Consider the following 22,718-nt stretch of genomic DNA (forward strand, 5'->3'; position numbering starts at 1 on the left):
CGACACTGCACGCTAGAACGTCATGCCAGGCTTCCGCCATTCCCTGACCCACGCTGGTGTTCGACCTCACGCGGGGGAATTCGGTCAGCGTACCGGGAGTCGCTTGACCGGGTCGGCGCCCGTGCCGGGCGTGCCGCACTCCGGTCCCACCGCCCACACCCAGGTGCCGTTGGCGGCGCTGAAACGAACGATCAGCGCGGGAGCGCCTTCGAAACGGGCATAGTCCACGAAATCCACCGCGATGGCTCCACCGCTGTTCTCCTCAGCGATGGCCTGCAGGCATGCCGCCAGCGCGTCCGTGCCGCCGAGGACGTCCAGCCGGTCGCCCCCCGTATCCGCTCCCGTGACTGCCGAGGGCTCGCTGCTGCCGAACATCCGAGGGGTCGCCGCCTCGCCCGCCGCCGCCTGCGGCAGCGTGCCCTCGGTGTAGTCGGCGCCGGTGCGCGCCACGGCGCCCGGCGGAGGCGCCACCGCCACCATCGGCGCCGCTGCGGCGTTCTTCCCGGCCGCCGGCGCGGCGGCGCTGTCGGTCAACGTATCGGACGTCGTGCCGAGCCGGCTGACCCCGAAACCGGCGAACGCGACCACCGCGGCGGCCACGGCGATCGGCGCGGCCCACCGTCGCAGCCGCCGGGCCTTTCCAAGATCCACAACCGTTGCCGGTACGGCCGGAGTGGGCTCGAGCGCGGCCGGCGTGTCAGCCGCGGGCGCCAGGGTGAGAGACGGGACGGGGGTGACCGGTGCGGAGTCGGCGGGTGCACGGAACAGCGCGTCCAACCGGGCCGCCAGATCGCCGGGCATCGGCTCCGGCTCCAGGTCTCCCAGCGCGGCGCCGACCGCGATCATGCCCGGCTCCAGCACCTCGTGGGCGGCCTGCCAGGCCGGATCCTCGGCCAGCAGAGCGGCCACCCGCTCCTCGTCAGGGGTGCCGGTCAACGCGCCACCGACGTAGTCGGCGAGCAGGTCGAGGTCGACCCCGTCGAACTCGGCGCCGGTCACCGCGGCTCCTTCCGTTCAGATCCCGTCGGCAGCGGACTCGCCGCCTCCGACGTGGATGGGACGGTCTTGCCGTCGTTCCGGTTCCCACGCAGATATCCCAGGGCCGTCGCCATCCGGGCCCGGCCCCGGGCGCACCGGCTCTTCACGGTGCCTTCCGCCACGCCGAGCATCACGGCGGCCTCCGCCACCCCGTAGCCCTGGACGTCGACCAGCACGATCGCCGCCCGCTGATCGACCGGCAGGGCCGCCAGGGCGGCCCGCACCACGAGCGCCGTCTCGTGGTCGGGCGCCGGTGCCACCGGTTCCGGGCCGGTGGGACGGTCCTCGTCGCGGTTGCCGTCGGGCAGCGGGACGGTCGGGTGGGCCTGCCGCCGGCGGATCCGGTCCAGGCAGGCGTTCACCACGATGCGGTGGAGCCAGGTCGTGACAGCCGCGTCACCGCGGAAACGGGCCGCGTTGCGGTGCGCGTTCAGCAGTGCGTCCTGGACCGCGTCAGCGGCCTCCTCACGGTCGCCGATGGTGCGCAGGGCGACCGCCCAAAGACGGTCGCGATGCCTGCGGACCAGTTCGGCGAACGCGTCCGGGTCACCGGCGACATGGGCACGGACCAGCTCGACGTCGTTCGGCGCGGGGCTCGCCGCGCCGGGAGCACCGGTTGGTACCTCCCTGGGATTCACGCCAGCAATCTATGTCACCGGCACGAACCCGGCGCACACGGACTCCACTATGCGACAGGAATTCATGATTTAGATCATAGTGAGCTCGGTTACCGAATAGCGTGATGTGCCGTGGTCACGGCCGTACTGGGCGTTTGAGAGCTTCGCGCAGATCAGGCCCGGGGGCGACGTCGAACGAAGCAGGGCCGGCCTCCGTTGAGGAAGCCGGCCCTGCTATCGCGTGAAGGTGGGCCCTAGTAGCCGTACAGCTCGATCTCGTTGACGCTGACCTTGTAGCCGGGGCCCTCGTCGCTTTTCGGCAGCGCGGTCAGGAAGACCAGGACGTACTGGTACTTCTGGTTCGGGTCGAAACCGGTGAAGTACCACTTCGTTCCGGCGCCGCCCTCGGGCTTCTCGTCGCTGAGCGAGGTGAACTGTTCCAGCAGCTGCTTGTCACCGTTCGACGAGTCGCCGGGGTCGCCGGGGCCGGTCCGCACGTCCATCGTCGCGCCCGGCGCCGACGTCAGCACCCGCACCTCGGAGAGGGAGCGGGCCTGACCCAGGTTGATCAGGATGCCCATCCCGTCCTTCAGGCCGCCGAACTTGGAGGCGTTGAACGTCTGGGTCGACCAGCCGGTGTCCGCGTCGCCGTCAACGGTCAGTTTCGCCTCGGCGGCGTCGACGCGGTCACCCGGCGGCGCGTCGACCAGGCGCACCATGCTTCCGGAGAGTGCGATCTTCTCCGGCGCGGGAAGTGGCGCGCTGCTGTTGTTGCCGCCGGCGGGAGCGTTCGTCGGTGTGGTGCCGGTGACGCCGCTGCTGCTGTTGTTGTTGCTCGTCTCGCCGATCGCGCGGATGCCGAAGACCAGGCCGATGATCGCGATGATGATCAGGGCGCCGACACCGACCAGGATCTTGGGTGCGCTGCGGATCGGCTCGTTCGACGACGCGGTGCCCTGCACGAAGCGGAGCGGGCCGACGTCCTCGTACTCCTCGTCCTCGGCGGCGGCGTCGAGCCGGCCCAGCTCCGCGGTGAGCGCGTCGGAGGCGGGCGCGACGACCCGGCGGTCGAGCAGGTCCATGGTGAGATCGTCGAGGTACGCCGGGATGCCGGCCCGGATCTGCCGCGGGGCGGCCGGGTTGCCGGCGCTGTCGCGGTTGGCGTCGGTCAGAGCGGAGCGACCCACCTCGGCGTGCGGCCAGTGACCGGTGAGTGCGAAGTAGAGGATGCCGCCGACCGCACGGACGTCGAGCTCGGTGCTGTCGGCCTCATCGGCTCGCGCGTCGGCCAGCACGACCCGGTTGTCGTCGGCGATCAGGGTGCTGCCGGGATGCACGTTTCCGTGGATCATGCCGGTGGCGTGCACCGCGGTGAGCGCGTCGGCGACCGAGCGCGCGATCGTGATCGCCCGGGCCGGGTCCAGTGGGCCCTCGGCGCCGACCAGGTCACGCAGCGACTCGCCGTCGACCCACTCCCGGACCACGTAGGCCCGCTCTTCCTCGTCGATGGCGTCGTAGACGCCGGCGAGGTTGGGGTGGATCACCCGGCTCGCGGCGACCGCGGCCTGGAGCATCTCGGTCGCGGAGTCACCGCCGGGGTGCCTGAGCACGACAGCGACCGGTCGCCGGAGGATCACGTCGATGCCGCGCCACACCTGGCGGCCGGCACTGTCATTGTTGACGTGCTCTTCCAGTTGATAGCGCTCGGCCAGAACCTCACCGGCGGCGGGGGCACCGAAGGTCAAGACCGGTCCGGCCTCGTCGGCCGCGGTCTCGTGGCCTTCGCCGACCTGGGTCACCAGTCCTCCCTCGGTGGTGCATTCCATGGCGTTCGCAAATCGTTGGCGCTGCTTCCCGGCACCGGGGACGGCGGGCTCCCGCCGTCCATGCCGACACCGACCATACCCGTACTCGGCCATGCTCTGGCAGGTCGTCCCCCCGGCGCGGCACCGGTATTGAGCGCTCCGGAGCGGGCGATCCGGTGTCGGATCAGCCGGGATTCACCTGTTCAGGAGGGATATCGGGTGATCAGCGGCTGATCTTCCGGCGCACCATCGCGACCACCTGACTGACCTCGGCGACGCGCAGGAGCAGCGCCACGCTCAGGTAGACGGTCAGGATCACGACGCCACCGACGGCGAGTTGCGTGATCGCCTCGATCCGGCCGTCCGGCGCGCCCGAGCCCGGCAGCAGGCGCACCACCAGCAGAGCCACTCCGGCGGCCACTCCGGCGGCCACCGTCACCTTGCACAGCGCCGCGAACACCGAGCCCAGGTTGAGCCGGCCGATCCGGCGCCGCAGCACACTCAGCGAGATCAGCGCGGAGAGCAGGTAGGAGATGCCGTTGGCGGCCGTCATGCCGGCGGCCGTCAGCGCCTCGTCCAGGATCGCGGCGAAGGCGAAGTAGGCGCCGATCCGGACCGCCACCACCGGCAGGTTGATCAACGCGACGGTCTTGTTGCCCTGCAGCGCATAGAAGGCGTTGGTGCACAGGAAGCTGATCGACAGGGGCACCACGGCGAACGCGGCGACGGTCAGCACCGTGCCCATCGCCAGCGCGTCGGCATTGGTGATCCGGCCGCCCTGGAAGAGGAAGACTGCGATCGGGTCGCTCAGCACCGCGTAGACCACCACGATCGGGGCCAGGGCCGCCGTGACCAGTTTGATGCCCCGGCTCAGGTCCTCGCTGATCTCGGCGTACCGGCCCTCGGCGGCGGCCGCGCTCATCTTCGGCAGCAGCGCGGTCATCACCGAGACGCCGATGATGCCGTGCGCCATCATCATGAGCAGGAAGACGTTGTTGAAAGCCAGGGCGCCGGGGCTGTCGTCGCCGGAGTCGTTGAGGATCCGGACCACCGCGAAGACCGCGACCTGGTTGGCGGCCACGTAACAGAGCATCCAACCGGCCAGGTTGCCGATCTCGCGCAGCCCGAGCGACCGCGGGTCCCAGCGCCAGGCCCAGCGGAAACCGACCTTGCGCAGAGCCGGCAGCAGACCAACGGTCTGGACCACCATGCCGAGCAGAGTTCCGCCGCCCATCAGCGCGATCTGGGCGGGGCTGATGTTCTCCGGGGTCAGCTCCTTCTCGGCGCCGAAGACCAGCAGGAACACCCCGCACACCGCGATGACGACGATGTTGTTGAGGATCGGCGCCCACATCGGCGCGGCGAAATGCCCGCGGACGTTCAGGACCGCGCCGATCAGGGCGGACACGCCGGTGAAGAAGATGATAGGCAGGATCAGGTAGGCGAAGTTGGTGACCAGGTCGCGGTAGTGGTTGCCGGCGTCGCCGCTGGCCTGGATCGCGGTGATCAGCGACGCCGCGGCCACCACCAGGACGGTGGCCACCCCGAGCATGACCACGGCGAAGGAGAGCAATTTCCGGGTGAACTCCTCGCCGCCGTCGGCATCGCTCTTGCGCCGCCGGACCAGCAGCGGGATCAGCACGCTGGACAGGACCCCGCCGAGCAGCAGCTCGTAGATCTGGCCCGGAAGGAACTGCGCGCTGGTGTAGGCGTTACCGACCGCCCCGCCGAGGGCCATCCCGATCAGGGCGTTACGGACGAAGCCGATGATCCGGCTGACCAGGCTGCCGACCGCCATGATCGCGCTCTGGCCGGTGGTGCTCCCGTCCTCGGACGGCGCCCGCTCCTCGCCCGGGGCCGGGCCGTCCACCGAGACCACGGTGACGCCCTCCTGCATCGGAGGCCGTCCGTCCGGTGCCGCGTGCTTGCTGCGGTACAGGCCGCCGTTCACCCAAGCCTCCAGAGCCCTACCGATATTGGAGCCACCATAAGCGCAGAAGTCAGACGTGGTGCCGCAGGAGGGTGCCGGGCTCGGCGCCGGCCAGGGTCTCCACCATCCAGCATGCCTCCAGCGGGACCAGGGGCTCACTCAGCGCGTCGAGCACGGTCGGATGATCGCAGCCGGACTCGGTCAGCGCGCCGAGGAGAGCCGGCACCGCCGCCAGGTCACCGGAGTCGGCGATCCGGCGGGCCAGGGGGCGCGTTTCGGCGTACCACTCCTGGTGGGGAAGAAGGGTGAGGAGGGCGGTCGTACGGCGTACCAGATCGGAGAGGTCCTCGTGGGGGAAGCGGTGACCCGCGCGGACATGGAGCCGCGCCGGGGCCGGGGCGCTCAGGGCGGCGATCGCGGCCTCGTCCAGAACCTGCGGTGACGGTGTCGCCGGAACCGGCCACCACCGCTCGTCCGCGAAGAACGGCAGCGGAGCCTGCTCGGGGCCGGCCGGCAGTGCCGCCGTGACCTCCCGGCGCAGAGAGCGGTACGCCGCCTCGCGCACCGCCGCGATCGTGGCCGGATCGTCGTCGTCGACGGCCGGCGCGAACGGTGAGAGCAACGCCACCACCAGACCGGGATGCGGCAGCAGTGGATCGGACAGGGCGATCACCCGGGCGAAGGATTCCAGTTCCCCCCAGTGCAGCGCGGCCGGGTACGGCCCCTCGGCCGGAGCCCAGCCCAGTTGGACCGGCTCGCTGGAAGCGGGTCGCCGGAGCCCGAGATGCCGCTCGCCGGAAGCCAGGTCGATGTCGAGGACCAGCGCATATCCGCCCACGACAGGGAAGGAGACGTGCAGCTCCGCGGGGAGATCATCGATCCCGGACAGCCCACCGGTCCAGAAGGCGGGGTCATGGGACAGGCGGTACAGCACCTCGGAAACGGGCATAGCGCCATCCTGCCCGGCGGCGGGTCCGGGTGCCACGGTCGCCCTCCGAACGCCCCACCCGGCGCCCTTGAGCGGAGCGGAGGCCAGATAGGCTGGTCATCCCATGTCTGTGTTGAACTCCGCCCAGCAGAAAGCGGTAGCCGAGCTGCTCCGCGTGTCCCCCGTCGCCGATGAGCTCGGGGGCCGCTTCGTCGTCGCGGGCCATGAGCTGCACCTGGTCGGCGGGTCGGTCCGCGACGCGCTGCTCGGCAGCCTCAACGACGACCTCGATTTCTGCACCGACGCCCGTCCGGAGCAGACCCTCGCCGTGGTGAACGGCTGGGCCGACGCGATCTGGGAGACCGGGCGTGAGTTCGGCACGATCGGCATCCAGAAGGACGGGCTGCGGATCGAGATCACCACGTACCGGGCGGAAGCCTATGACGGTGTGACCCGAAACCCGGTGGTCTCCTACGGTTCGTCCCTTCTCGACGACCTGGAGCGGCGCGACTTCACCATTAACGCCATGGCGGTTTCGCTGCCGGGGCACGAGTTCACCGATCCGTTCGGCGGGCTTCAGGACCTGGCCGCACGCGTGATCCGCACGCCGGCCGCACCGGCGGTCTCGTTCGGTGACGATCCACTTCGGATGCTGCGCGCCGCCCGGTTCGCCGCGAAGCTCCGGTTCACAGTGGATGAAGCGGTCATCTCCGCCATGACGGACATGGCGGCCGATCTCGACCGAATCACCGCAGAGCGGATCCGGGACGAGTTCACCAAGCTGATGTGCGCCGCCGACCCGCTCACCGGGCTGCGGCTGCTGGTCGACACCGGGCTCGCCGACCGTTTCCTGCCGGAGATCGCCGGACTGAAACTGGAGATCGACGAGCACGCCCAGCACAAAGACGTCTACGAGCACACCCTGACCGTGGTCAGCAACGCGATGCGGCTGGAAGGCGACGACAGCCCCGACTTCGTGCTGCGGATGGCCGCGCTCATGCACGACATCGGCAAGCCGGCCACCAAAGCGGTCGGCCGGGACGGCCGGGTCAGCTTCCATCACCACGAGGTGGTCGGCGCACGGCTCACCAAGCAGCGGATGAAAGCTCTTAAATACCCCAAGGACGTGACCACCGACGTGGTCGGGCTGGTCGCCCTTCACCTGCGTTTCTACGGGTACGGCCGGGGCGAGTGGACGGATTCCGCGGTGCGCCGGTACGTCACCGACGCCGGCCCGCTCCTGTCCCGGCTGCACAAGCTGACCCGGTCCGACGTCACCACCCGTAACCGGCGCAAGGCCGCGGGCCTGGCCGCCGACTACGACGCGCTGGAGGACCGGATCGCCCGGATCGCCGCCGAGGAGGACCTCGCCAAGGTCCGCCCCGACCTGGACGGCAACGCGATCATGGAGTTGCTCGGGCTGCCGCCGGGGCCGGTCGTCGGGCAGGCCTGGCGCCACCTGAAAGAGCTCCGCCTCGACCGGGGGCCGCTGGATCGCGACGAGGCCGAGGCGGAACTCCTCAAATGGGCCCGTGAGCAGGGCCACATCGCCTGACTAGGCGCGGCCCAGGGAGATACCCCGGCCGAGGAAGTCCTGCGGCAGCCGGCTGCTCTGCCGCAGCTTCCCGGTCAGGTCGTAGACGCCGACGTCCAGACCCCTCACGGTCAGGATCTGGTCGTCGGCGATGAACCGCACCTGCTCGACGAGCGGCAAGGTGGCGACGATCCGGCCGGTCGCCACCTCGGCGATCCGGATGCCGTCCTCCTCGGCGGCGTCCGGCAGGAGAGCCACGTAGCGGCCGTCCGGTGACCAGGCCGCCGAACCGGCCGGCACACCCGGCACCGGAAGCGTGCGCAGCGGCTTCCCGGTCGCCACGGAGAACACCCTGATGTCGCGGACGGTGTCCGGCAGGGCCTCCGACCGCTCCACCCGCGGGTCCCGCTGCGCGATGGCGATCTCCTCGCCGCCCGGCAGCCAGGTGAAGTTACAGTAGGACGGGCAGAGTGCGATCGCGTCGGGCATCTCCCGGTCCACCGCGGCGCCGGTCTTCGCGTCGATGAGCCGCACGCCGCCCCGCAGCAGCGACAACAGCAGCGTCTTACCGTCCGCGGACCATTCGACGCCGCGGCCGGAGCCGTGGCCGAGCTGGCGCGTCTGGCCGGTGACCGAGTCGAGGATGCCGATCTGGGCGGTGATGCCGTCATCGGTCATGACGTACCGGCCGGCCGGCGCGCCGTCGAAGCCCTGGTAGCCGCCCGAGAAGGCCCGGTAGCGGCCGGTGCTCCGGTCCAGGGCGACGTTGCCCTCCTGCACTGTCTTCGGCGCGACCGCGGTCACTCCGTTCGGGCCGTTCACCTCGCGACGGCCCACCGAGGTGACCACGAGATCACCGGGCAGCCGCACCGGAGCGGCCCACCAGTCCTTGCGGATCGCCGGGGCGGTCGCCACGGTGCTCGGGACCGGCACCACCGGAGCCGTGCTCGGCGGGACCGAGGCGACCGGCTGCGGACGCGGACCGCCGTTCCACCCGTCCAGGACGGCGTAGGGCGTGATCACCGCGCCGGCCAGCACGACCGCGGCCGCTCCCAGCAGCGCCTGCCGCCGGCGGCGGATCCGGCGCCCGCGCACCCGGGCCACCGAGGCGAGATCGTGCGCGTTCGGAGCGCTGTCGGCCAGGTCCCGGACCGCAGCCCCCACCATGTCCTCCAACCGCGTCATCGGGCACCTCCCATCGACACCGGCCGGTCGCCGACCAGTAGGCGCAACTTGTTGAGGGCACGGGAGGCCTGACTGGCCACCGTCCCCGGGCGGCAGCCGAGAACCTCGGCGGTCTCCTCCACCGAGCGGTCCTCCAGATAACGCATCACCAGCACGGCGCGCTGCCGCTCCGGCAGCGACAACAGGGCCTCCCGGACCGCGATCCGGTCAGTCACGTCCTGGTCGTGCCGCCCGGCGGCGGCACGGTCCGGCACCTCGGCGACCGTCACCTCGTTGCGGCGTCCGGGCCGGCGCCAGGCGGACGCCCGGTCGTTGTAGATGATCTTCCGTACGTAGGCCTCGGCGTCCCCGTGGATTCGGGGCCATCGTGCGTACGCCTTGGCCAGCGCGCCCTGCACCAGGTCCTGCGCCGACTCGCGGTCCCCCGTCAGAGCGTGCGCGATCCGGAGCAACGACTGCCCCCTGTCCGCGACGAACGCGGTGAACTCGTCTTCGAGTGACTGCTTCACCAATCACCTCCGACGGGCTAGACGGTCGGCGGATCCAGATCTTTGCATGTGACTTCCTCACAGCCTGGGGTTCTTCCCGGCCGGGGTTCTTCGCCACCGCGGGGCAGACTGGAGGCATGTTCGTCATCGACTCCCCGATCGGCCCGCTGGGCATCGCCGTCGACGGCGACGCCGTGGTGGGCGTGCGATTCGGCGTGCCGGCCGGCGCCACCGCCGAGCATCCGGCGGCTGAGCAGCTGCGGGCCTACTTCATGGGCGAGCTCACCGACTTCACCGTGCCGTTCGACCTGCGCGGCGGATCGGCGTTCGAGCGGGCGGTCTGGGGTGAGATCGCGCGCATCCCGTACGGCGAGATGATCACCTATGGGGCGATCGCCACCGCGCTGGGCGACCCGGGAGCGGCCCGGGCCGTCGGCACGGCCTGCAATCGCAACCCGATCCCGGTGATCGTGCCGTGCCATCGGGTGGTCGGCGCCGGCGGCAAGATGGTCGGCTTCGGCGGCGGGCTCGACCGCAAGCGCATCCTGCTGGAGCTGGAGGCGGGCGTGGCGCTGCGGCGGGCGTGGGGCTGAACCGGTCCGGCCGCGGTCGGCGTCCTTCTGCGCGGATATGAAAAGCCGGCCCACGACGTGGGCCGGCTTTTTCATCAGTCGAGGCTGATCAGCTCTCGATGTCGCCGCGGATGAACGCCTCGACGGCCGCGTGGGCGTCGTGGTCGCTGTACTGAACCGGCGGAGACTTCATGAAGTAGGACGACGCCGACAGGATCGGGCCGCCGATGCCGCGGTCCTTGGCGATCTTCGCCGCGCGGACCGCGTCGATGATCACGCCGGCCGAGTTCGGGGAGTCCCACACCTCGAGCTTGAGCTCGGCGTTGAGCGGGGTGTCACCGAACGAACGGCCTTCGAGGCGGATGTACGCCCACTTGCGGTCGTCGAGCCACGGCACGTGGTCGGACGGGCCGATGTGCACGTCGCTCTTGATCATCTCGTGCGGGATCTGGCTCGTGACCGACTGGGTCTTCGAGATCTTCTTCGAGACCAGGCGGTTGCGCTCCAGCATGTTCATGAAGTCCATGTTGCCGCCGAAGTTGAGCTGGTACGTGCGGAGCAGCTCGACACCGCGGTCCTCGAACAGCTTCGCCAGCGCGCGGTGCACGATGGTCGCGCCGACCTGGCTCTTGATGTCGTCACCGACGATCGGCAGGCCGGCGTCGGTGAACTTCTGCGCCCAGACCGGGTCGGAGGCGATGAAGACCGGCAGAGCGTTCACGAACGCGCAGCCGGCGTCGATCGCGGCCTGCGCGTAGAACTTGTCGGCCTCCTCGGAGCCCACCGGGAGGTAGGAGACGACCACGTCGACCTCGGCGTCACGCAGAGCCTGCACGACGTCGACGACCTCGGCGGAGGACTCCTCGATGATCTCCCGGTAGTAGGTGCCCAGGCCGTCGAAGGTCGGGCCACGCTGCACCGAGACGCCGGTCGGCGGCACGTCGGTCAGCTTGATGGTGTTGTTCTCGCTGGCGACGATCGCCTCGCTGAGGTCCATGCCGACCTTCTTGGCGTCCACATCGAACGCCGCGACGAACTTCACGTCCGATACGTGGTAGTCGCCGAAGGTCACGTGCATGAGACCCGGAACGCGGTCGTTGGGGTCGGCGTTCTTGTAGTACTCCACGCCCTGCACGAGGGACGAGGCGCAGTTACCCACACCGACGATGGCGACGCGGACGGAGCCCATCGCGTTTGCCTCCTTGTTCATCACGGCCGGTCCTGGTGTGGACGCGGTGTTTCTGGGGGTGTCGCACCCGCCGTCGGCGTACCGACGGCGGGAGCGGGATTGGGAGCGCCGGTCAGACCGGCGCGTTGGCGGAAGGCAGGGGTCCGGCCCGAACGCTCGTTGGTGATCAGTTCCTCGAGCCAGCGCACCTCGCGCTCGCAGGCGTCCAGCCCGTGGCGCTGCAATTCCAGGGTGTAGGCGTCGAGGCGGTCGGCGGCCCGGGTCAGCACGTCGCGGAGACCCTCGCGCCGCTCCTCGATGCGCCGGCGCCGGCCCTCGAGGATGCGCAGGCGGGTGGCGCGGTCGGTGCGCGAGAAGAAGGTGAAGTGCACCCCGAAACCGGCGTCGTCATACGTCTCCGGGCCGGTTTGGGTCAGAAGGGCGGCGAACCGCTCCTTGCCCTCGGCGGTGATCTTGTAGACAACTCGCCCCCGCTTGCTGGTCATCGGGGGAATGATGTCGCTGTTGGTCTCCGTGGTCTCCGCCTCGCTGATCCAGCCGGCGAGCTTCAACCGCTTCAAAGTCGGGTAAAGAGTGCCATAGCTGATCGCGGCACGAAGTGTCCCGAGTTTGGTGGCGAGTTCCTTGCGGAGTTCGTACCCGTGCATCGGGGCTTCCTGTAGGAGGCCAAGGATCGCCATCTCCAGCATGGGCCCTCCTCCCAGGTCTGTCCCGATGTATCGGCCCGATACATCGCAACCGTAGATCGACCCGGTCAGGTCCGCAACTCGGACATCCTCCGCGAGCGTCGCGCCACGCTGTGTGATGGCTGTCGCCGGGGACGCGAGGACCGCGTACTCTTCTCGCCATGCGCACGCAGCGGCAGATCGTCGACTACTCGCTACAGAGGCGAGCGGTCCTGCGTGACGTGCGAAACGGCCGGATCGGCACACTCGAGGTCTGCGACGCCTCTCCTTACTTGAGAAACGCCGCCACCTTCCACGGCGAGCCGACCGACGAGCGGTGCCCGATCTGCCGCCGGGACAACCTGACACTGGTGCACTACGTCTATGGCGACGAGCTCAAGCAGTCCGCCGGCCAGGCTCGGAAGTTGTCCGAGCTCACGGTGCTGGCGATGACGCTGCGTGAGGTCCAGGTGTTCGTCGTCGAGGTGTGCCGTTCCTGCTCCTGGAACCACCTCATCGAGAGGTTCGTTCTCGGTCGCGACGGTCTCGCTGCCGAGGATTCGTTGCGTAATGAGGTTATGGTCTCGTCCGGTGGTGGGGGATCCCACCGTTCGGGGCAGTCGTCACACAGCGGGGAGGGCCGGCGATGAACCGGTTGGATCTCGCTAACGTGTACGAGTTCGAGACCGGAATCCGGTCATCGCAGACACAAGACAAGGGGGCTGCCGGGACCGCAGCCGCCAACGCCCGCTCGTGGCGCAGTGTGGGGACGGCCTGTCCGGGCCTCCCGACCGCGCCCCCGCGACCGGTAGGTGTGAGGGAATGAACGCGTACGGCGATTCGCAGTCAGCACGAGCCCGGGTACAGGTACCCGGGCCGTCCGCTGCTTCCACTCCTGGCGGCGAACCAGTCGACGAGGCCCGGCCGGGTCCGGGCGCTTACCGGCGCCCATCCGGCTCCGCCTCGCCCGGCCGGGCGTCGGTGGGCTCCGCTTCCGTCGGCGCCGCCTCCGTCGGCTCCGCCGCGGTGGGCTCGGCGACCCCTGGTCGTGCCTCCGTGGGCGCCACCCCCGCCGGTGGCCGCGCAGCCGTGGGATCGGCCACACCGGGCCGCGCCTCGGTGGGCTCCGCTTCCGTCGGTGGCCGCGCCTCCGTCGGGTCGGCCCCGATCGGCGGCCGGGCTTCGGTGCCGCCCATCGGGCCGGGCGGCCCGGGTGGCCCCGGTGGTCCGGGCGGTGGCTCAGGTGGCTCGGGGGGCTCCTCCGGCGGCGGCAAAAAGGGCAAGAGCAAGGCCGCCAAGAAGTACCGTCGTGCCAACGTCCTGACCGCGGCCGCTGCCGTGCTGGTCATCATGCTCGGCGTCGGCATCGTCGGTGGCACCTACTTCTTCGACGACATCAAGCTGCCCACGCCGAAGGCCGAGGATCAGATGAACACGATCCTCACCGCCGACAACAAGATCCTGCAGAGGACCGGCGAGCCTCGCATCAACGTGCCGTACCAGCAGATCAGCAAGACGATGCAGAACGCTGCCGCCGCCGCCGAGGACAAGAATTTCTGGAACCACAACGGCATCGACATGAAGGGCATCGCCCGCGCCGCGTGGAACAACTTCACCGGCGGCGAGTTGCAGGGCGCCTCGACCATCACCCAGCAGTACGCGCGGCACGTCGCTCGTGAGAAAGACATCAGCTACAGCCGCAAGCTGCGTGAGGCGGTGATCGCCCGCAAGCTGGAGTCGGAGTACGAAAAAGCCGAGATCATGGGCATGTACCTGAACTTCATCGACCTCGGCCGGGGCCGTTACGGGGTCGAGTCGGCCGCCCAGGGCTACTTCAAGGCCTCGGTGATCGAGGGCTCCAAGAACGAGATCAACCCCTACCAGGCCGCGGTGCTCGCCTCGATCATCAAGCAGCCATACGCGACCGCCACGCACAAGGGCTACGACCCGGATGTCAACCGCGTCGATGCCCAAGAGCGGTGGGAGTACACGCTCAAGAACATGCTCGAAATGGGTGCGATCACCCAGGAGCAGTACGACAAGCGTCAGTACCCCACGGTCGAGAAGGCCACCGCGAACAGCAAGAACAACGCCGAGGGCAAGCCCGTCGGCATGGTGATGCGTCACGTGATCTACGAGCTGAACAAGCTCGGCATCAACGAGGAGAAGCTGAACAAGGGCGGCTACACGGTCACCACCACGATCAACCCGAAGGTTCAGGCGGCAGCGGAGAAAGCCGGTTCACGGCTGAGCAAGACCTCCCCGCTGTACGAGCGCCCCGAGTCGTACCAGGCCGCGGTGATCGGCGTGAACCCGAAGAACGGCGAGGTGCTCGGGTACTACGGCGGTGACGACCCGACCGGCATCGACTACGGCGGCTACATGAAGGGTGACGGCAGCGGCCTCCCCGACGACGGCAGCGGCGGACAGTCGCCGGGCTCGACGTTCAAGATCTACACGCTGGCGGCCGGCCTCAAGGCGGACATCTCCTTCGACTCGGTCTGGGACGCGACCAAGAAGAAGGAGAACGGCGACACGATCAGCAACGCCGGCGCGGACCCCGGGACCATCTGTGGTGGCAAGAACACGTACTGCGACCTGGAGACGGCGACCGTCAAGTCGTACAACTTCCCGTTCTACTGGATCGCCGACTCCCTCGGTCAGGACAAGGTCATCGAGGCGGCCCGTGACGCGGGCGTGGGCACCATGTGGACCGACAAGGGCAAGATGATCAACCTGAAAGACGCCGAAGCCAGCAGGATGAAGAGCAGCTTCGACCGCGAGGTCGCCTTCGGCCAGTACCGCGTTGTGCCGCTCGAGCACGCGCAGGGTGTCGCCACCCTCGTCAACGGCGGCGTCAAGCACGATGCCCACTTCGTCAAGCAGGTCAAGCAGCGCGACCCCACCACCGGCGAGGAGAAGATCCTCTACACCGCCCCGCAGAAGGGCAAGCGGGTCTTCGCCGCCGACCAGATGTCCGACCTTCTCGGCGTGCTGAAGAGGATTCCGGTGGCGGCCGGCAACACGATCAACGGCCGGGAGTCGGTCGGCAAGAGTGGCACCTGGGAGATCAAGGTCGGCAACAAGCGGCTGAGCGGTGACACCTGGTTCGTCGGTGGCATCCCGCAGCTCGCGGCGACCGTCTGGGTCGGCGGCGCCGGTGAGCGCGTTCCTCTCAAGGAGAAGGACGGCGGCAACATGTTCGGCTCCGGCACGCCCGCCGCGATCTGGGAAGAATTCATCGAGACCACCGCCGAGGCGATGAAGTGGGACGAGGAGAAATTCCCCGAACGCCAGAAGACGGGCGACGCCAGCAAGGGCAACGGCACGAAGCCGGTCGTCGTCACGCCGCCGATCGATCCGAACAGCGGCTTCTGCCAGATCGACCCGAACAACCCGCTCTGCCAGGTTGCCGGCGGCCCCGGTAACACCGCCAACCCCGGCAACGTGGGTAACAACAACAACAACAACAACGGCAACAACAACGGCGACAACGACGGCGGCGGCGGTAACAACGACGGCGGCGGCGGCAACAACGACGGCGATTGACGCTCCGGCCTGAAAGCGGCGCCCACCTCATGGTGGGCGCCGCTTTCCTATGGGGACCTGTGCGTCTGATGAAGATCGGTGTGCCGGACGTGGTCGGTCGCCTTCCCGGGCGCGGTATGCGGCATGATGCCAAGACATGAGCGCCCAACCGCCTACCGATCGGCCTGACGTCTCGAGAGCCACCTCGGACGGTTTCGTGCGGGGACTCTCCCAAGCCATCGGCGGGCCGCTCGGCGCCCACGCGGTGCCCCCGGACGCGCGGCCCGGCCGGTTCTGGACCGCGCCGCGGATCGTGATGGCCCTGGCCTGTCTGGTCCTGGCGCTCTCCTGGGTGCAGAAGTCGCCCTGCATGGACGGCAACTGGCAGAAGAACATCCAGTACACCCGGTACTGCTACACCGACGTGCTGGCGCTCTACTTCGCCGAGGGCATCAACGAGGGCAAGGTGCCCTACAAGGACCACCCGGTCGAATACCCGGTGGTCACCGGTTACTTCATGGGCGCGCTCGGGCTGCCGATCCATGCGTACGGGCAGGACCACCCGGACATCAACCAGGGCAGCTGGTTCTACAACGCCAACGCCCTGGTGCTGTCGCTCCTGGCAGTCGCGAGTCTCGCGGTCATCCTGGCGCTCCGTAGACGCCGGCCGTGGGACGCGGCGATCTTCGCGCTCTCCCCGATCGTCCTGTTCACCGCGACCATCAACTGGGACTTCCTCGCGATCGGGCTCTTCGCCTTCGGCCTGTACCTCTGGGTCAAGCGCCATCCCGTCTGGGCCGGTGTTCTCTTCGGCCTCGGTGCGGCCGCGAAACTGTGGCCGGTGTTCATCCTCGGCCCGATCCTCGTCCTGGCTCTGCGCACCGGGCGGCTGCGGCCGTGGATCGGCTCGATGGTGGCGGCCGCGGTCACGTGGGCGGTGGTCAACTTCCCGGTCTGGTACTGGTACCGCGAGAGCTGGCTGCGCTTCTTCCGCCTCAACGACGAGCGGCCGGTCGACTGGGGCACGTTCTGGTACATCGGGCGTTACCTGGACAGCAAATGGAACACCGGGACGGCCGGGGACCAGGGCCCGTTCCAGTGGCTCAGCGACCACGTCCCCACACTCAACCTCCTGTCGTACGCCCTCTTCGGCGCCTCCTGCCTGGCGATCATGCTGCTCGGGCTGCTGGCCCCGCGCCGCCCGCGGCTCAGCCAGCTCGCGTTCCTGGTCGTGGCCGCGTTCCTGATCTTCAGCAAGGTCTGGTCGCAGCAGTACGTGCTCTGGCTCCTGCCGCTGATCGTCCTGGCCCGCCCGAAGTGGGGCGCCATCATCGCGTGGACGGTCGCCGAGATCGGATACCTGGCCGCCTTCTACGCCGAACTGATCGGCGCCGGCGGCAAGAGCGTCATCCCCGAGGGCACCTTCGTGCTCGCGTCCAGCCTGCGCCTGATCACCGTGGCGGTTCTGTGCGGTTTCGTCGTGCGGGAGATCTGGCGGCCCGAACTCGACGACGTCCGGGCCAGTTACGGCGGCGTCGACCCCGATGCGGGACCGCTCGACGGACCCGAGCATCCCTGGATCACCGGACTGCGCCGGTTCTTCGGGCAGGGTCCGTCTCAGGAGGCCCCGCCTCCGCCGCCGATCTTCAAGGGCGAGCCCGCCACCCTTGTCGGCAATTGAGTTCCGTCAGTTGAGGTAGAAGACGACCGCGTCCGGGACGTCCTCGCGGCGGATGTGCAGGCTGTCCACCGGCCGGTCGCCGGCGGCCTCCCACGGGGTGCCCATGGCCGGCTCGCGGAGCAGCAGGACCTTGGTGACGCCGATCGAGATCAGGTAATCGGTGCTGGCCGCGTCCGGGAAGGTGGCGACCCGGGCGCGGAGCTCGTTCTGGTGCTGAGCGGCGAAGCTGCCGCCGCCGTTGGCGACCCGCTGGAATTTCGTGGTGGTCCAGAGTTGGACCGTCTGGTCGGTGAGTTCGGCGGTGGGCAGGACCAGCATCGGGCCGGGCACCGTGCGCATCGCCGACGGCTGCGGCGGGACGACCGGGTGCGCTGTGGCGTTCCAGCCCTCCAGTGCGACCAGGATCAGCGGGGTCAGGGTGGCCAGGCGCAGCCACGGGCCGGGCCACGGCGGGATCCGCTGGGCGGCGAATTGCTCGGCACGGCGGACGAAGTCATCGGTGGCGCCGGCGGCCAGGACCGCCAGGAGCAGGGTCACCCACAGCATCAGACGCCCGGGAATCCGCAGATCGAACGCGGCCGGGAGGTGGCCGAACAGCGGGAGGTAGGTCCAGCGGCCACCGAAGAAGTTCGTGCCCAGCGTGAGGATCACCGCGACGGCGAGACCGGCCACCAGGACCAGGCGGTGCCGGAGCCGCCAGATCGACAGGAACAGGCCGGCGATGGCCAGCGCGTAGAGAACGAAGCCCGGGAGCAGCGACATCTCGGCGGCCCAGCCGAGGGATTCTCGTGGGGTGGCGTGAGCGGCCCCCCAGATGCGGGATTCGGCCGGGCCGATCAGCAGGCTGCGCAACGGCGGCGAGAAGAAGGTGATCTCCTCGAGCCGGGAGCCGGTGTCCTTGGCCCGCAGAACATACGGAATGGCGATCAGCAGGCCGGTCCCGATGAAGACCTGGGCCCCCAGGATGTTGGTGACGATCAGCCACCAGCCGAAGCCGCGCACCTGTTTCGGCTTGGCCCTCGGTCTCTGCCGGGGCTTGGCAGGAGCGGGGGCGCGCCTCCGGCGGGTGGCGGGCAACCAGCGGCGGCGTTCCTTGTGGGGGCTTTCCAGCACGTCCGCCTTGGAGAGGTCCAGGGGAGGTTCGGCCACGACAGCCGGTGATGGCTTCGCGGTCTCGGCCAGGGTGGCCGTGCTGGCGGTCTTGGCGGGGTCAGGTGTGCCGGCCGGGCCGGGTGAAGGCGGCGTGACCGCCTCGGAACCCGCCTTTCCGGGAACGGCTTGAGGGCTCGCCTTCCAGGGCGCCCGGCGGAGGAGACGGATCAGCGCGGTCACCGTCAGGACGACGAGGAGCAGGCCGAGGACGTACGCGAACGGGATGCCCAGGGAGAAGCCGAGCGAGAGTTGCCAGGTCGCCACCAGCCAGCCGGCCGCGACCCAGCCGATGCGCCGCCGCTCGGGGCGGAAACCGTGCCGCAGTGAGTAACCGTGGCCGCGGGCCAGCATGGCGAGAGCCAGCGGGATGCCGCCCGCCGAGATGATGTCGAGGTGGCCTTCCTGCGCCAGCCGCCACGGCGCGTAGGTGAACGCGACAGCCGCCACCGCCGCACCGGTTCGCAGGGCGCCGAGTTGCCGCACCAGGGCGTAGGCGCCGATCGCGAGCAGCGCGTGGGCCAGCACGAACAGCACGTTGTAACGCAGGATCGCGGCGCCCGGGCCGGTGCCGATCATCCCGGCCAGTGCGTAGCCGAGCAGGCTGTCACCGAACGCGAAGCTGTGCTGGACGGGGAAGTAGGCGTTCGACTGCCACAGTTGTTCCGGCTTGGTGAGGAGGATGTGCCCGATCCAGGAGACCTGCCAGGCCTGCCGGGCGGGATCGCCGAGGTCCTGCGGGAGGGTGTGCATGGGGTACCGCAGCGTCGGCCAGGTCATCGCCACGGCGAGCAGGCAGGCGGCGTAGATCGCCAGGGCGTACTCGTGGATGAGGGAGCGCCGCGCCACCCGCAGGCCCCGGCGGATGCGCCCCGGCTCCTGCTCCGGTGTCGTGGCGAACGCCGTCCACGGGTCCGGCGGGGCGCCGGGTGGCCGGGCCGTCGGCAGTTTCCCGCGCTGCTTGGGCCCCGCGACAGTCTTTTGTGGAGCCTTGCCGGAGGCGGCTTCGGGGACACCCTTGTCGCCCGCTTTGTCGCTTTCAGCTCGTACCTCGGCGGCGGCGGAGACGACGGCCGGTGCGGCCGTCGGCGCCTCTTCGGCTTTGGTGCTGGCCGGCCTCTTGCCCCGGAACAGGCCGAATCGGCGCTGCGGCTTCTCCGCGGCCGGCCGCGTGTCGAGCGACACCTGTTTCGCTCCGGAGGGAGCGGGCACGGGTGGCGCCGGTTGCGACTTGTCGGTCATGACTCTCCCCGAGAGCGGTGCGTCAGTTGCCCGCCCGCTCCCGCAGTAGGGCGATGTCGGCGGTCTGCCCCTCCACGCCACCCGGTGTCTCCACGATGGCCGGAGCGCCGGAGGCGCGGATCGCGGCCACCACCAACTCGGGATTGATCTTCCCATTACCCAGGTTGTCGTGCCGGTCCTGGCCCGAGTCGAACCCACCCTTGGAATCGTTGGCGTGGATCAGGTCGATCCGCCCGGTGATCGCCTTGACCCGGTCGACGATGCCGACCAGGTCTTCCCCGCCGGCGAACGCGTGGCACGTGTCCAGGCAGAACCCGGCGCCGAGCGGGCCGACCGCCTCCCACAGCCGGGCCAGATCGTCGAACCGGCGGGCGCACGCGTTGTCGCCGCCCGCGGTGTTCTCGATCAGGACCGGGACCGGCAGGCCGCCGTCGCTCTCGGCGTATTCGAACGCCTTCTTCCAGTTGGCGAAACCGGCGGCGAGATCGGCGCCCGCACCGACATGGCCGCCGTGCACGATCAGCCCTTTCGCGCCGAGCTCGGCGGCGGCACGGGCGTGCGTCATCAGCAGTTTGCGGCTGGGGATGCGGATCCGGTTGTTGGGTGAGGCGACGTTGACGATGTAGGGCGCGTGGACATAGACGTCCAGCCCGGAGGCGCGGATCCGCTCCGCGTCTTCGCGTGGTTTGGGCGAGTGGTATTTCTGCGGGTCGGTCAGGAAGAACTGCACCGCCTCGGCGCCGCGGGCGGCGGCCTCGGCCAGCGGGTCGGCGGAATCGACGTGGGCTCCGATGCGCATGGAACGAGCCTACGACGCGGGTACGACGCTTCCCCTCCGCGTCACCGGCCTCCGCCGCCCGTCGTTACCTCCATTGATCACGCTTGACGGATGCCGGCCCGGGCCGGCGTTGAACTGGGGGATAGTGCATGTCGCGGCAGTTCCGGTACCGAACGGCGGCTCTGCTGCTGAGTGGATTGATCTTCGGCGCTCCTCTGCTCACGAACGGGACGGCGAGCGCCGAACAGGTCGAGGCCGACGACCGCCACGTCAGCTTCGGCGGTGGTGGCGTCCTCGGCCTGTCGTGCGGCTCCAAGCCGAGTGTCGAGTCGATGACGGTGCCGGCCAGCAGTGTCGTCCGGGTGGTCAACCAGACCGGGCACGACGCGCAGCTCAAACTCGCCGGGACGCCGAAGGGCACCATCCCGGCCGCGGGCGCCGCCGAGGTCGTGTTCCGCCGCGGCACCACGGCGGTCCTGCTGACCCCGGACTGCGCCATCGGCGAGGACGCCCTGCCGATGCTGATCACGGCTGCCCCGTCGTCCTCCTCCGAGGAACCGGGGCCGACCTCGGCGCCGGCGAGCGGCGGCGCCTCCGTGATGATGTCGAAGCCCGCCGGTTCCGGCACGCCGTCGCGTACCTCCGCGGGTTCGGCGCTGCCCGACTCGATCGGGCCGGGGTCGCGGCCCAGCCGTACCTCGTCGAAGGAGGTCCGGCAGGGCGCGCGGCGCCCTGCCGAGTCGCGCCCGGCCACGGCGCAGGGCACGGCCACCCTGGCGCAGACCATGCCACAGGGGGGCATCGGTCCACGGATCAAGGCCAAACCATTGCGCGGTACGGCGGGAGTCGGCGTCCCCGCGTTCGCCGGTATGCCACCGGGCGACAAGAAGACGTTCGTGCCGTCCTCGTCGGCGCAGGCCCGTGCGGCGTCGCCCGCCTCCGCGGCCGACGAGGTGATGACGGTGGCCGACACCACCGGCCCGGGCAGTCTCGATGCCGCTCAGCCGGTCGCCGCGGTCGGCCGGATCGAGGAGGGGCACCCGCTCGGCCTGCTGGGGCTCACCGCGCTGGTCTGCGTCCTGGGCGTCGCCGTGGCGGCAATTCGGGCAATCGTGTCGCAACGTGCATCACGTACAAATCTGGCGTAAGCTCTTTTTTGAAAGCTCCGCGGGGCGGACGCGTCCAACCTCATCGGTGTGGTCGTTCCTCCCCAGGTCCCACCCAACGAATCGGGCCGGACGCCCCGCGGCTCTCCACCGGCGACCCCGTCCCTCGGACGGGGTCGCCGTTTTTGGGCCTCGCGCCCGACCTGGGTATGCTGGCTCGGTTCGCAGTGGGTTCGCCGTGGGCCATCTGTCCCACGGTTTTCTTCTGCGAGCGACACAAGACCTCCTGCCACGGAGAGACCGTGGCCGCTAAGCCCACAGGAGGTGAATGTCTTGCGTCATTACGAACTCATGGTGATCCTCGACCCTTCGCTCGAGGAGCGCACCGTCGCACCGTCGCTCGATCAGTACCTGAACGTGATCAGGACCGCGGGTGGCTCGGTGGAGAAGCTCGACGTCTGGGGCCGTCGCCGGCTCTCGTTCGAGATCAACAAGAAGGCTGAAGGCATCTACGCGGTCGTCGACCTGCAGGCGACGCCTGAGGCCGTGGCCGAGCTGGACCGTCAGCTCCGGCTCAACGAGTCCATCCTGCGTACCAAGGTCATCCGTCCCGAGACCCGCTGACGCGTTTTTGTCAGAGGGTCCTGAGACCCTTTGCCTGAACGACCCAAGCGGCGAGGAGAAGTTTCATGGCTGGAGAAACCGTAATCACGGTCGTTGGCAACCTGGTCAACGACCCTGAGATGCGTTACACCAACTCGGGCGCGGCGGTTGCCACGTTCCGCATCGCCTCGACGCCGCGCACCTTGGACCGGCAGACGGGCGATTGGAAAGACGGCGAGGCGCTCTTCCTCACGTGCAGCGTCTGGCGTGAGGCCGCCGAGAATGTCGTCCAGTCGCTGTCGCGTGGCGCCCGGGTGATCGTGCAGGGCCGGCTGCGTCAGCGGACGTACGACACCAAGGAAGGCGAGAAGCGCACCGTCGTCGAGCTCGAGGTCGACGAGGTCGGTCCCTCGCTGCGCTACGCCACGGCGAACGTGCAGAAGGCGACCCGCTCGTCGGGCGGTGGCGGTGGTGGCTTCGGCTCCGGTGGTGGCGGCGGCAACCGGCAGTTCGGTGGCAACAGCGGTGGCAACAACAGTGGCGGCGGTGGAGCTCGTGGCAACAGCAACGACTTCAACGACGACCCCTGGGCCACGGCGGCCCCGGCCGGCAACTCCCGCTCCGGCGGTGGCAACTCCTCGTTCGACGACGAGCCTCCCTTCTAAGCCTCCGGGCTTTCA

19 protein-coding genes are annotated in these 22,718 nt (G+C 69.5%); 8 read left to right on the top strand and 11 right to left on the bottom strand.

Translation table 11 applies throughout. The features are described 5' to 3' along the window. Nucleotides 1–84: 84 nt before the first annotated feature. The 5 genes from QLQ12_RS10850 to QLQ12_RS10870 form a co-directional block, all read right to left on the bottom strand. Nucleotides 85–999, bottom strand: a complete 915-nt coding sequence (locus QLQ12_RS10850; RefSeq protein WP_282759088.1) for a hypothetical protein — start codon at nucleotides 997–999, stop codon at nucleotides 85–87. Then, nucleotides 996–1,676: an RNA polymerase sigma factor SigM gene (sigM, locus tag QLQ12_RS10855; RefSeq protein ID WP_282759090.1), complete on the bottom strand. Its 681-nt coding sequence runs from the start codon at nucleotides 1,674–1,676 to the stop codon at nucleotides 996–998. The genes QLQ12_RS10850 and sigM overlap by 4 nt, the downstream gene beginning before the upstream one ends. 233 nt (nucleotides 1,677–1,909) lie before the next feature. After that, nucleotides 1,910–3,454 carry a protein kinase family protein gene (locus QLQ12_RS10860; protein ID WP_282759091.1) on the bottom strand — a complete coding sequence of 515 codons (1,545 nt, stop codon included), beginning with the start codon at nucleotides 3,452–3,454 and terminating at the stop codon, nucleotides 1,910–1,912. A 229-nt stretch (nucleotides 3,455–3,683) separates the two neighbouring features. After that, nucleotides 3,684–5,411: a murein biosynthesis integral membrane protein MurJ gene (murJ, locus tag QLQ12_RS10865; protein ID WP_282759093.1), complete on the bottom strand. Its 1,728-nt coding sequence runs from the start codon at nucleotides 5,409–5,411 to the stop codon at nucleotides 3,684–3,686. Nucleotides 5,412–5,460: 49 nt separating this feature from the next. Continuing rightward, entirely contained in the window at nucleotides 5,461–6,339 is an 879-nt protein-coding gene (locus QLQ12_RS10870; RefSeq protein ID WP_282759095.1) for a hypothetical protein, read from the bottom strand. Nucleotides 6,340–6,442: 103 nt separating this feature from the next. Between QLQ12_RS10870 and QLQ12_RS10875 the strand changes: the two genes are divergently transcribed. Then, the gene (locus QLQ12_RS10875) at nucleotides 6,443–7,873 is read left to right on the top strand and encodes a CCA tRNA nucleotidyltransferase (protein ID WP_282759096.1); all 1,431 of its coding nucleotides are present in this window, start codon (nucleotides 6,443–6,445) and stop codon (nucleotides 7,871–7,873) included. On the opposite strand, the gene QLQ12_RS10880 is transcribed toward QLQ12_RS10875, so the two are convergent. Together QLQ12_RS10880 and QLQ12_RS10885 are read right to left on the bottom strand one after the other, a co-directional pair. Then, complete coding sequence (locus QLQ12_RS10880; protein WP_282759097.1) at nucleotides 7,874–9,037, bottom strand: WD40 repeat domain-containing protein; 1,164 nt, start codon at nucleotides 9,035–9,037, stop codon at nucleotides 7,874–7,876. Continuing rightward, nucleotides 9,034–9,546, bottom strand: coding sequence for a SigE family RNA polymerase sigma factor (locus QLQ12_RS10885; protein WP_282759099.1), 513 nt, complete (start codon nucleotides 9,544–9,546; stop codon nucleotides 9,034–9,036). Before QLQ12_RS10885 ends, QLQ12_RS10880 begins: the two co-directional genes overlap by 4 nt. Nucleotides 9,547–9,662: 116 nt before the next feature. Between QLQ12_RS10885 and QLQ12_RS10890 the strand changes: the two genes are divergently transcribed. Continuing rightward, complete coding sequence (locus QLQ12_RS10890) at nucleotides 9,663–10,118, top strand: methylated-DNA--[protein]-cysteine S-methyltransferase (protein ID WP_282759100.1); 456 nt, start codon at nucleotides 9,663–9,665, stop codon at nucleotides 10,116–10,118. An 88-nt stretch (nucleotides 10,119–10,206) separates the two neighbouring features. On the opposite strand, the gene QLQ12_RS10895 is transcribed toward QLQ12_RS10890, so the two are convergent. Together QLQ12_RS10895 and QLQ12_RS10900 are read right to left on the bottom strand one after the other, a co-directional pair. Continuing rightward, nucleotides 10,207–11,286 carry an inositol-3-phosphate synthase gene (locus tag QLQ12_RS10895; protein ID WP_282759392.1) on the bottom strand — a complete coding sequence of 360 codons (1,080 nt, stop codon included), beginning with the start codon at nucleotides 11,284–11,286 and terminating at the stop codon, nucleotides 10,207–10,209. 20 nt (nucleotides 11,287–11,306) lie between these two features. After that, the gene (locus tag QLQ12_RS10900; RefSeq protein WP_282759101.1) at nucleotides 11,307–11,975 is read right to left on the bottom strand and encodes a PadR family transcriptional regulator; all 669 of its coding nucleotides are present in this window, start codon (nucleotides 11,973–11,975) and stop codon (nucleotides 11,307–11,309) included. A 158-nt stretch (nucleotides 11,976–12,133) separates the two neighbouring features. On the opposite strand from QLQ12_RS10900, the gene QLQ12_RS10905 reads away from it, so the two are divergent. The 3 genes from QLQ12_RS10905 to QLQ12_RS10915 all read left to right on the top strand — a co-directional run bounded on the left by QLQ12_RS10905 (nucleotide 12,134) and on the right by QLQ12_RS10915 (nucleotide 17,160). After that, a complete protein-coding gene (locus tag QLQ12_RS10905) occupies nucleotides 12,134–12,601 on the top strand; it encodes a DUF5318 domain-containing protein (RefSeq protein WP_282759103.1) in 468 nt (155 codons plus the stop codon). Nucleotides 12,602–12,704: 103 nt separating this feature from the next. Beyond that, the gene (locus QLQ12_RS10910; RefSeq protein WP_282759104.1) at nucleotides 12,705–15,500 is read left to right on the top strand and encodes a transglycosylase domain-containing protein; all 2,796 of its coding nucleotides are present in this window, start codon (nucleotides 12,705–12,707) and stop codon (nucleotides 15,498–15,500) included. Nucleotides 15,501–15,636: 136 nt separating this feature from the next. Continuing rightward, complete coding sequence (locus tag QLQ12_RS10915; RefSeq protein ID WP_282759106.1) at nucleotides 15,637–17,160, top strand: glycosyltransferase family 87 protein; 1,524 nt, start codon at nucleotides 15,637–15,639, stop codon at nucleotides 17,158–17,160. A gap of 6 nt (nucleotides 17,161–17,166) precedes the next feature. Here QLQ12_RS10915 and QLQ12_RS10920 read toward each other — a convergent pair whose 3' ends face one another. Both QLQ12_RS10920 and QLQ12_RS10925 read right to left on the bottom strand, forming a co-directional pair. Beyond that, a complete protein-coding gene (locus QLQ12_RS10920) occupies nucleotides 17,167–19,551 on the bottom strand; it encodes a hypothetical protein (protein WP_282759108.1) in 2,385 nt (794 codons plus the stop codon). A 22-nt stretch (nucleotides 19,552–19,573) separates the two neighbouring features. Continuing rightward, nucleotides 19,574–20,350 carry a deoxyribonuclease IV gene (locus QLQ12_RS10925; protein WP_282759110.1) on the bottom strand — a complete coding sequence of 259 codons (777 nt, stop codon included), beginning with the start codon at nucleotides 20,348–20,350 and terminating at the stop codon, nucleotides 19,574–19,576. A 128-nt stretch (nucleotides 20,351–20,478) separates the two neighbouring features. Between QLQ12_RS10925 and QLQ12_RS10930 the strand changes: the two genes are divergently transcribed. The 3 genes from QLQ12_RS10930 (at nucleotide 20,479) to QLQ12_RS10940 (ending at nucleotide 22,703) form a co-directional block, all read left to right on the top strand. After that, nucleotides 20,479–21,477, top strand: coding sequence for a hypothetical protein (locus tag QLQ12_RS10930; RefSeq protein WP_282759112.1), 999 nt, complete (start codon nucleotides 20,479–20,481; stop codon nucleotides 21,475–21,477). Nucleotides 21,478–21,768: 291 nt separating this feature from the next. Continuing rightward, nucleotides 21,769–22,059 (top strand): 30S ribosomal protein S6, encoded by a 291-nt coding sequence (gene rpsF, locus QLQ12_RS10935; RefSeq protein WP_014448192.1) that lies wholly within the window; start codon nucleotides 21,769–21,771, stop codon nucleotides 22,057–22,059. A gap of 65 nt (nucleotides 22,060–22,124) precedes the next feature. After that, nucleotides 22,125–22,703, top strand: coding sequence for a single-stranded DNA-binding protein (locus QLQ12_RS10940; RefSeq protein ID WP_282759120.1), 579 nt, complete (start codon nucleotides 22,125–22,127; stop codon nucleotides 22,701–22,703). Nucleotides 22,704–22,718: the final 15 nt, after the last annotated feature.

The organism is Actinoplanes sandaracinus, assembly GCF_030009775.1.
GTDB lineage: Bacteria > Actinomycetota > Actinomycetes > Mycobacteriales > Micromonosporaceae > Actinoplanes > Actinoplanes sandaracinus.

What these genes read in the sequence shown, in the direction of transcription:
- QLQ12_RS10870 (WP_282759095.1), bottom strand. Translation starts at nt 6,339, where the DNA reads ATGCCCGTTTCCGAGGTGCTGTACCGCCTGTCCCATGACCCCGCCTTC.
- QLQ12_RS10875 (WP_282759096.1), top strand. Translation starts at nt 6,443, where the DNA reads ATGTCTGTGTTGAACTCCGCCCAGCAGAAAGCGGTAGCCGAGCTGCTC.
- QLQ12_RS10880 (WP_282759097.1), bottom strand. Translation starts at nt 9,037, where the DNA reads ATGACGCGGTTGGAGGACATGGTGGGGGCTGCGGTCCGGGACCTGGCC.
- QLQ12_RS10890 (WP_282759100.1), top strand. Translation starts at nt 9,663, where the DNA reads ATGTTCGTCATCGACTCCCCGATCGGCCCGCTGGGCATCGCCGTCGAC.
- QLQ12_RS10895 (WP_282759392.1), bottom strand. Translation starts at nt 11,286, where the DNA reads ATGGGCTCCGTCCGCGTCGCCATCGTCGGTGTGGGTAACTGCGCCTCG.
- QLQ12_RS10900 (WP_282759101.1), bottom strand. Translation starts at nt 11,975, where the DNA reads ATGCTGGAGATGGCGATCCTTGGCCTCCTACAGGAAGCCCCGATGCAC.
- QLQ12_RS10905 (WP_282759103.1), top strand. Translation starts at nt 12,134, where the DNA reads ATGCGCACGCAGCGGCAGATCGTCGACTACTCGCTACAGAGGCGAGCG.
- QLQ12_RS10915 (WP_282759106.1), top strand. Translation starts at nt 15,637, where the DNA reads ATGAGCGCCCAACCGCCTACCGATCGGCCTGACGTCTCGAGAGCCACC.
- QLQ12_RS10920 (WP_282759108.1), bottom strand. Translation starts at nt 19,551, where the DNA reads ATGACCGACAAGTCGCAACCGGCGCCACCCGTGCCCGCTCCCTCCGGA.
- QLQ12_RS10925 (WP_282759110.1), bottom strand. Translation starts at nt 20,350, where the DNA reads ATGCGCATCGGAGCCCACGTCGATTCCGCCGACCCGCTGGCCGAGGCC.
- QLQ12_RS10930 (WP_282759112.1), top strand. Translation starts at nt 20,479, where the DNA reads ATGTCGCGGCAGTTCCGGTACCGAACGGCGGCTCTGCTGCTGAGTGGA.
- QLQ12_RS10940 (WP_282759120.1), top strand. Translation starts at nt 22,125, where the DNA reads ATGGCTGGAGAAACCGTAATCACGGTCGTTGGCAACCTGGTCAACGAC.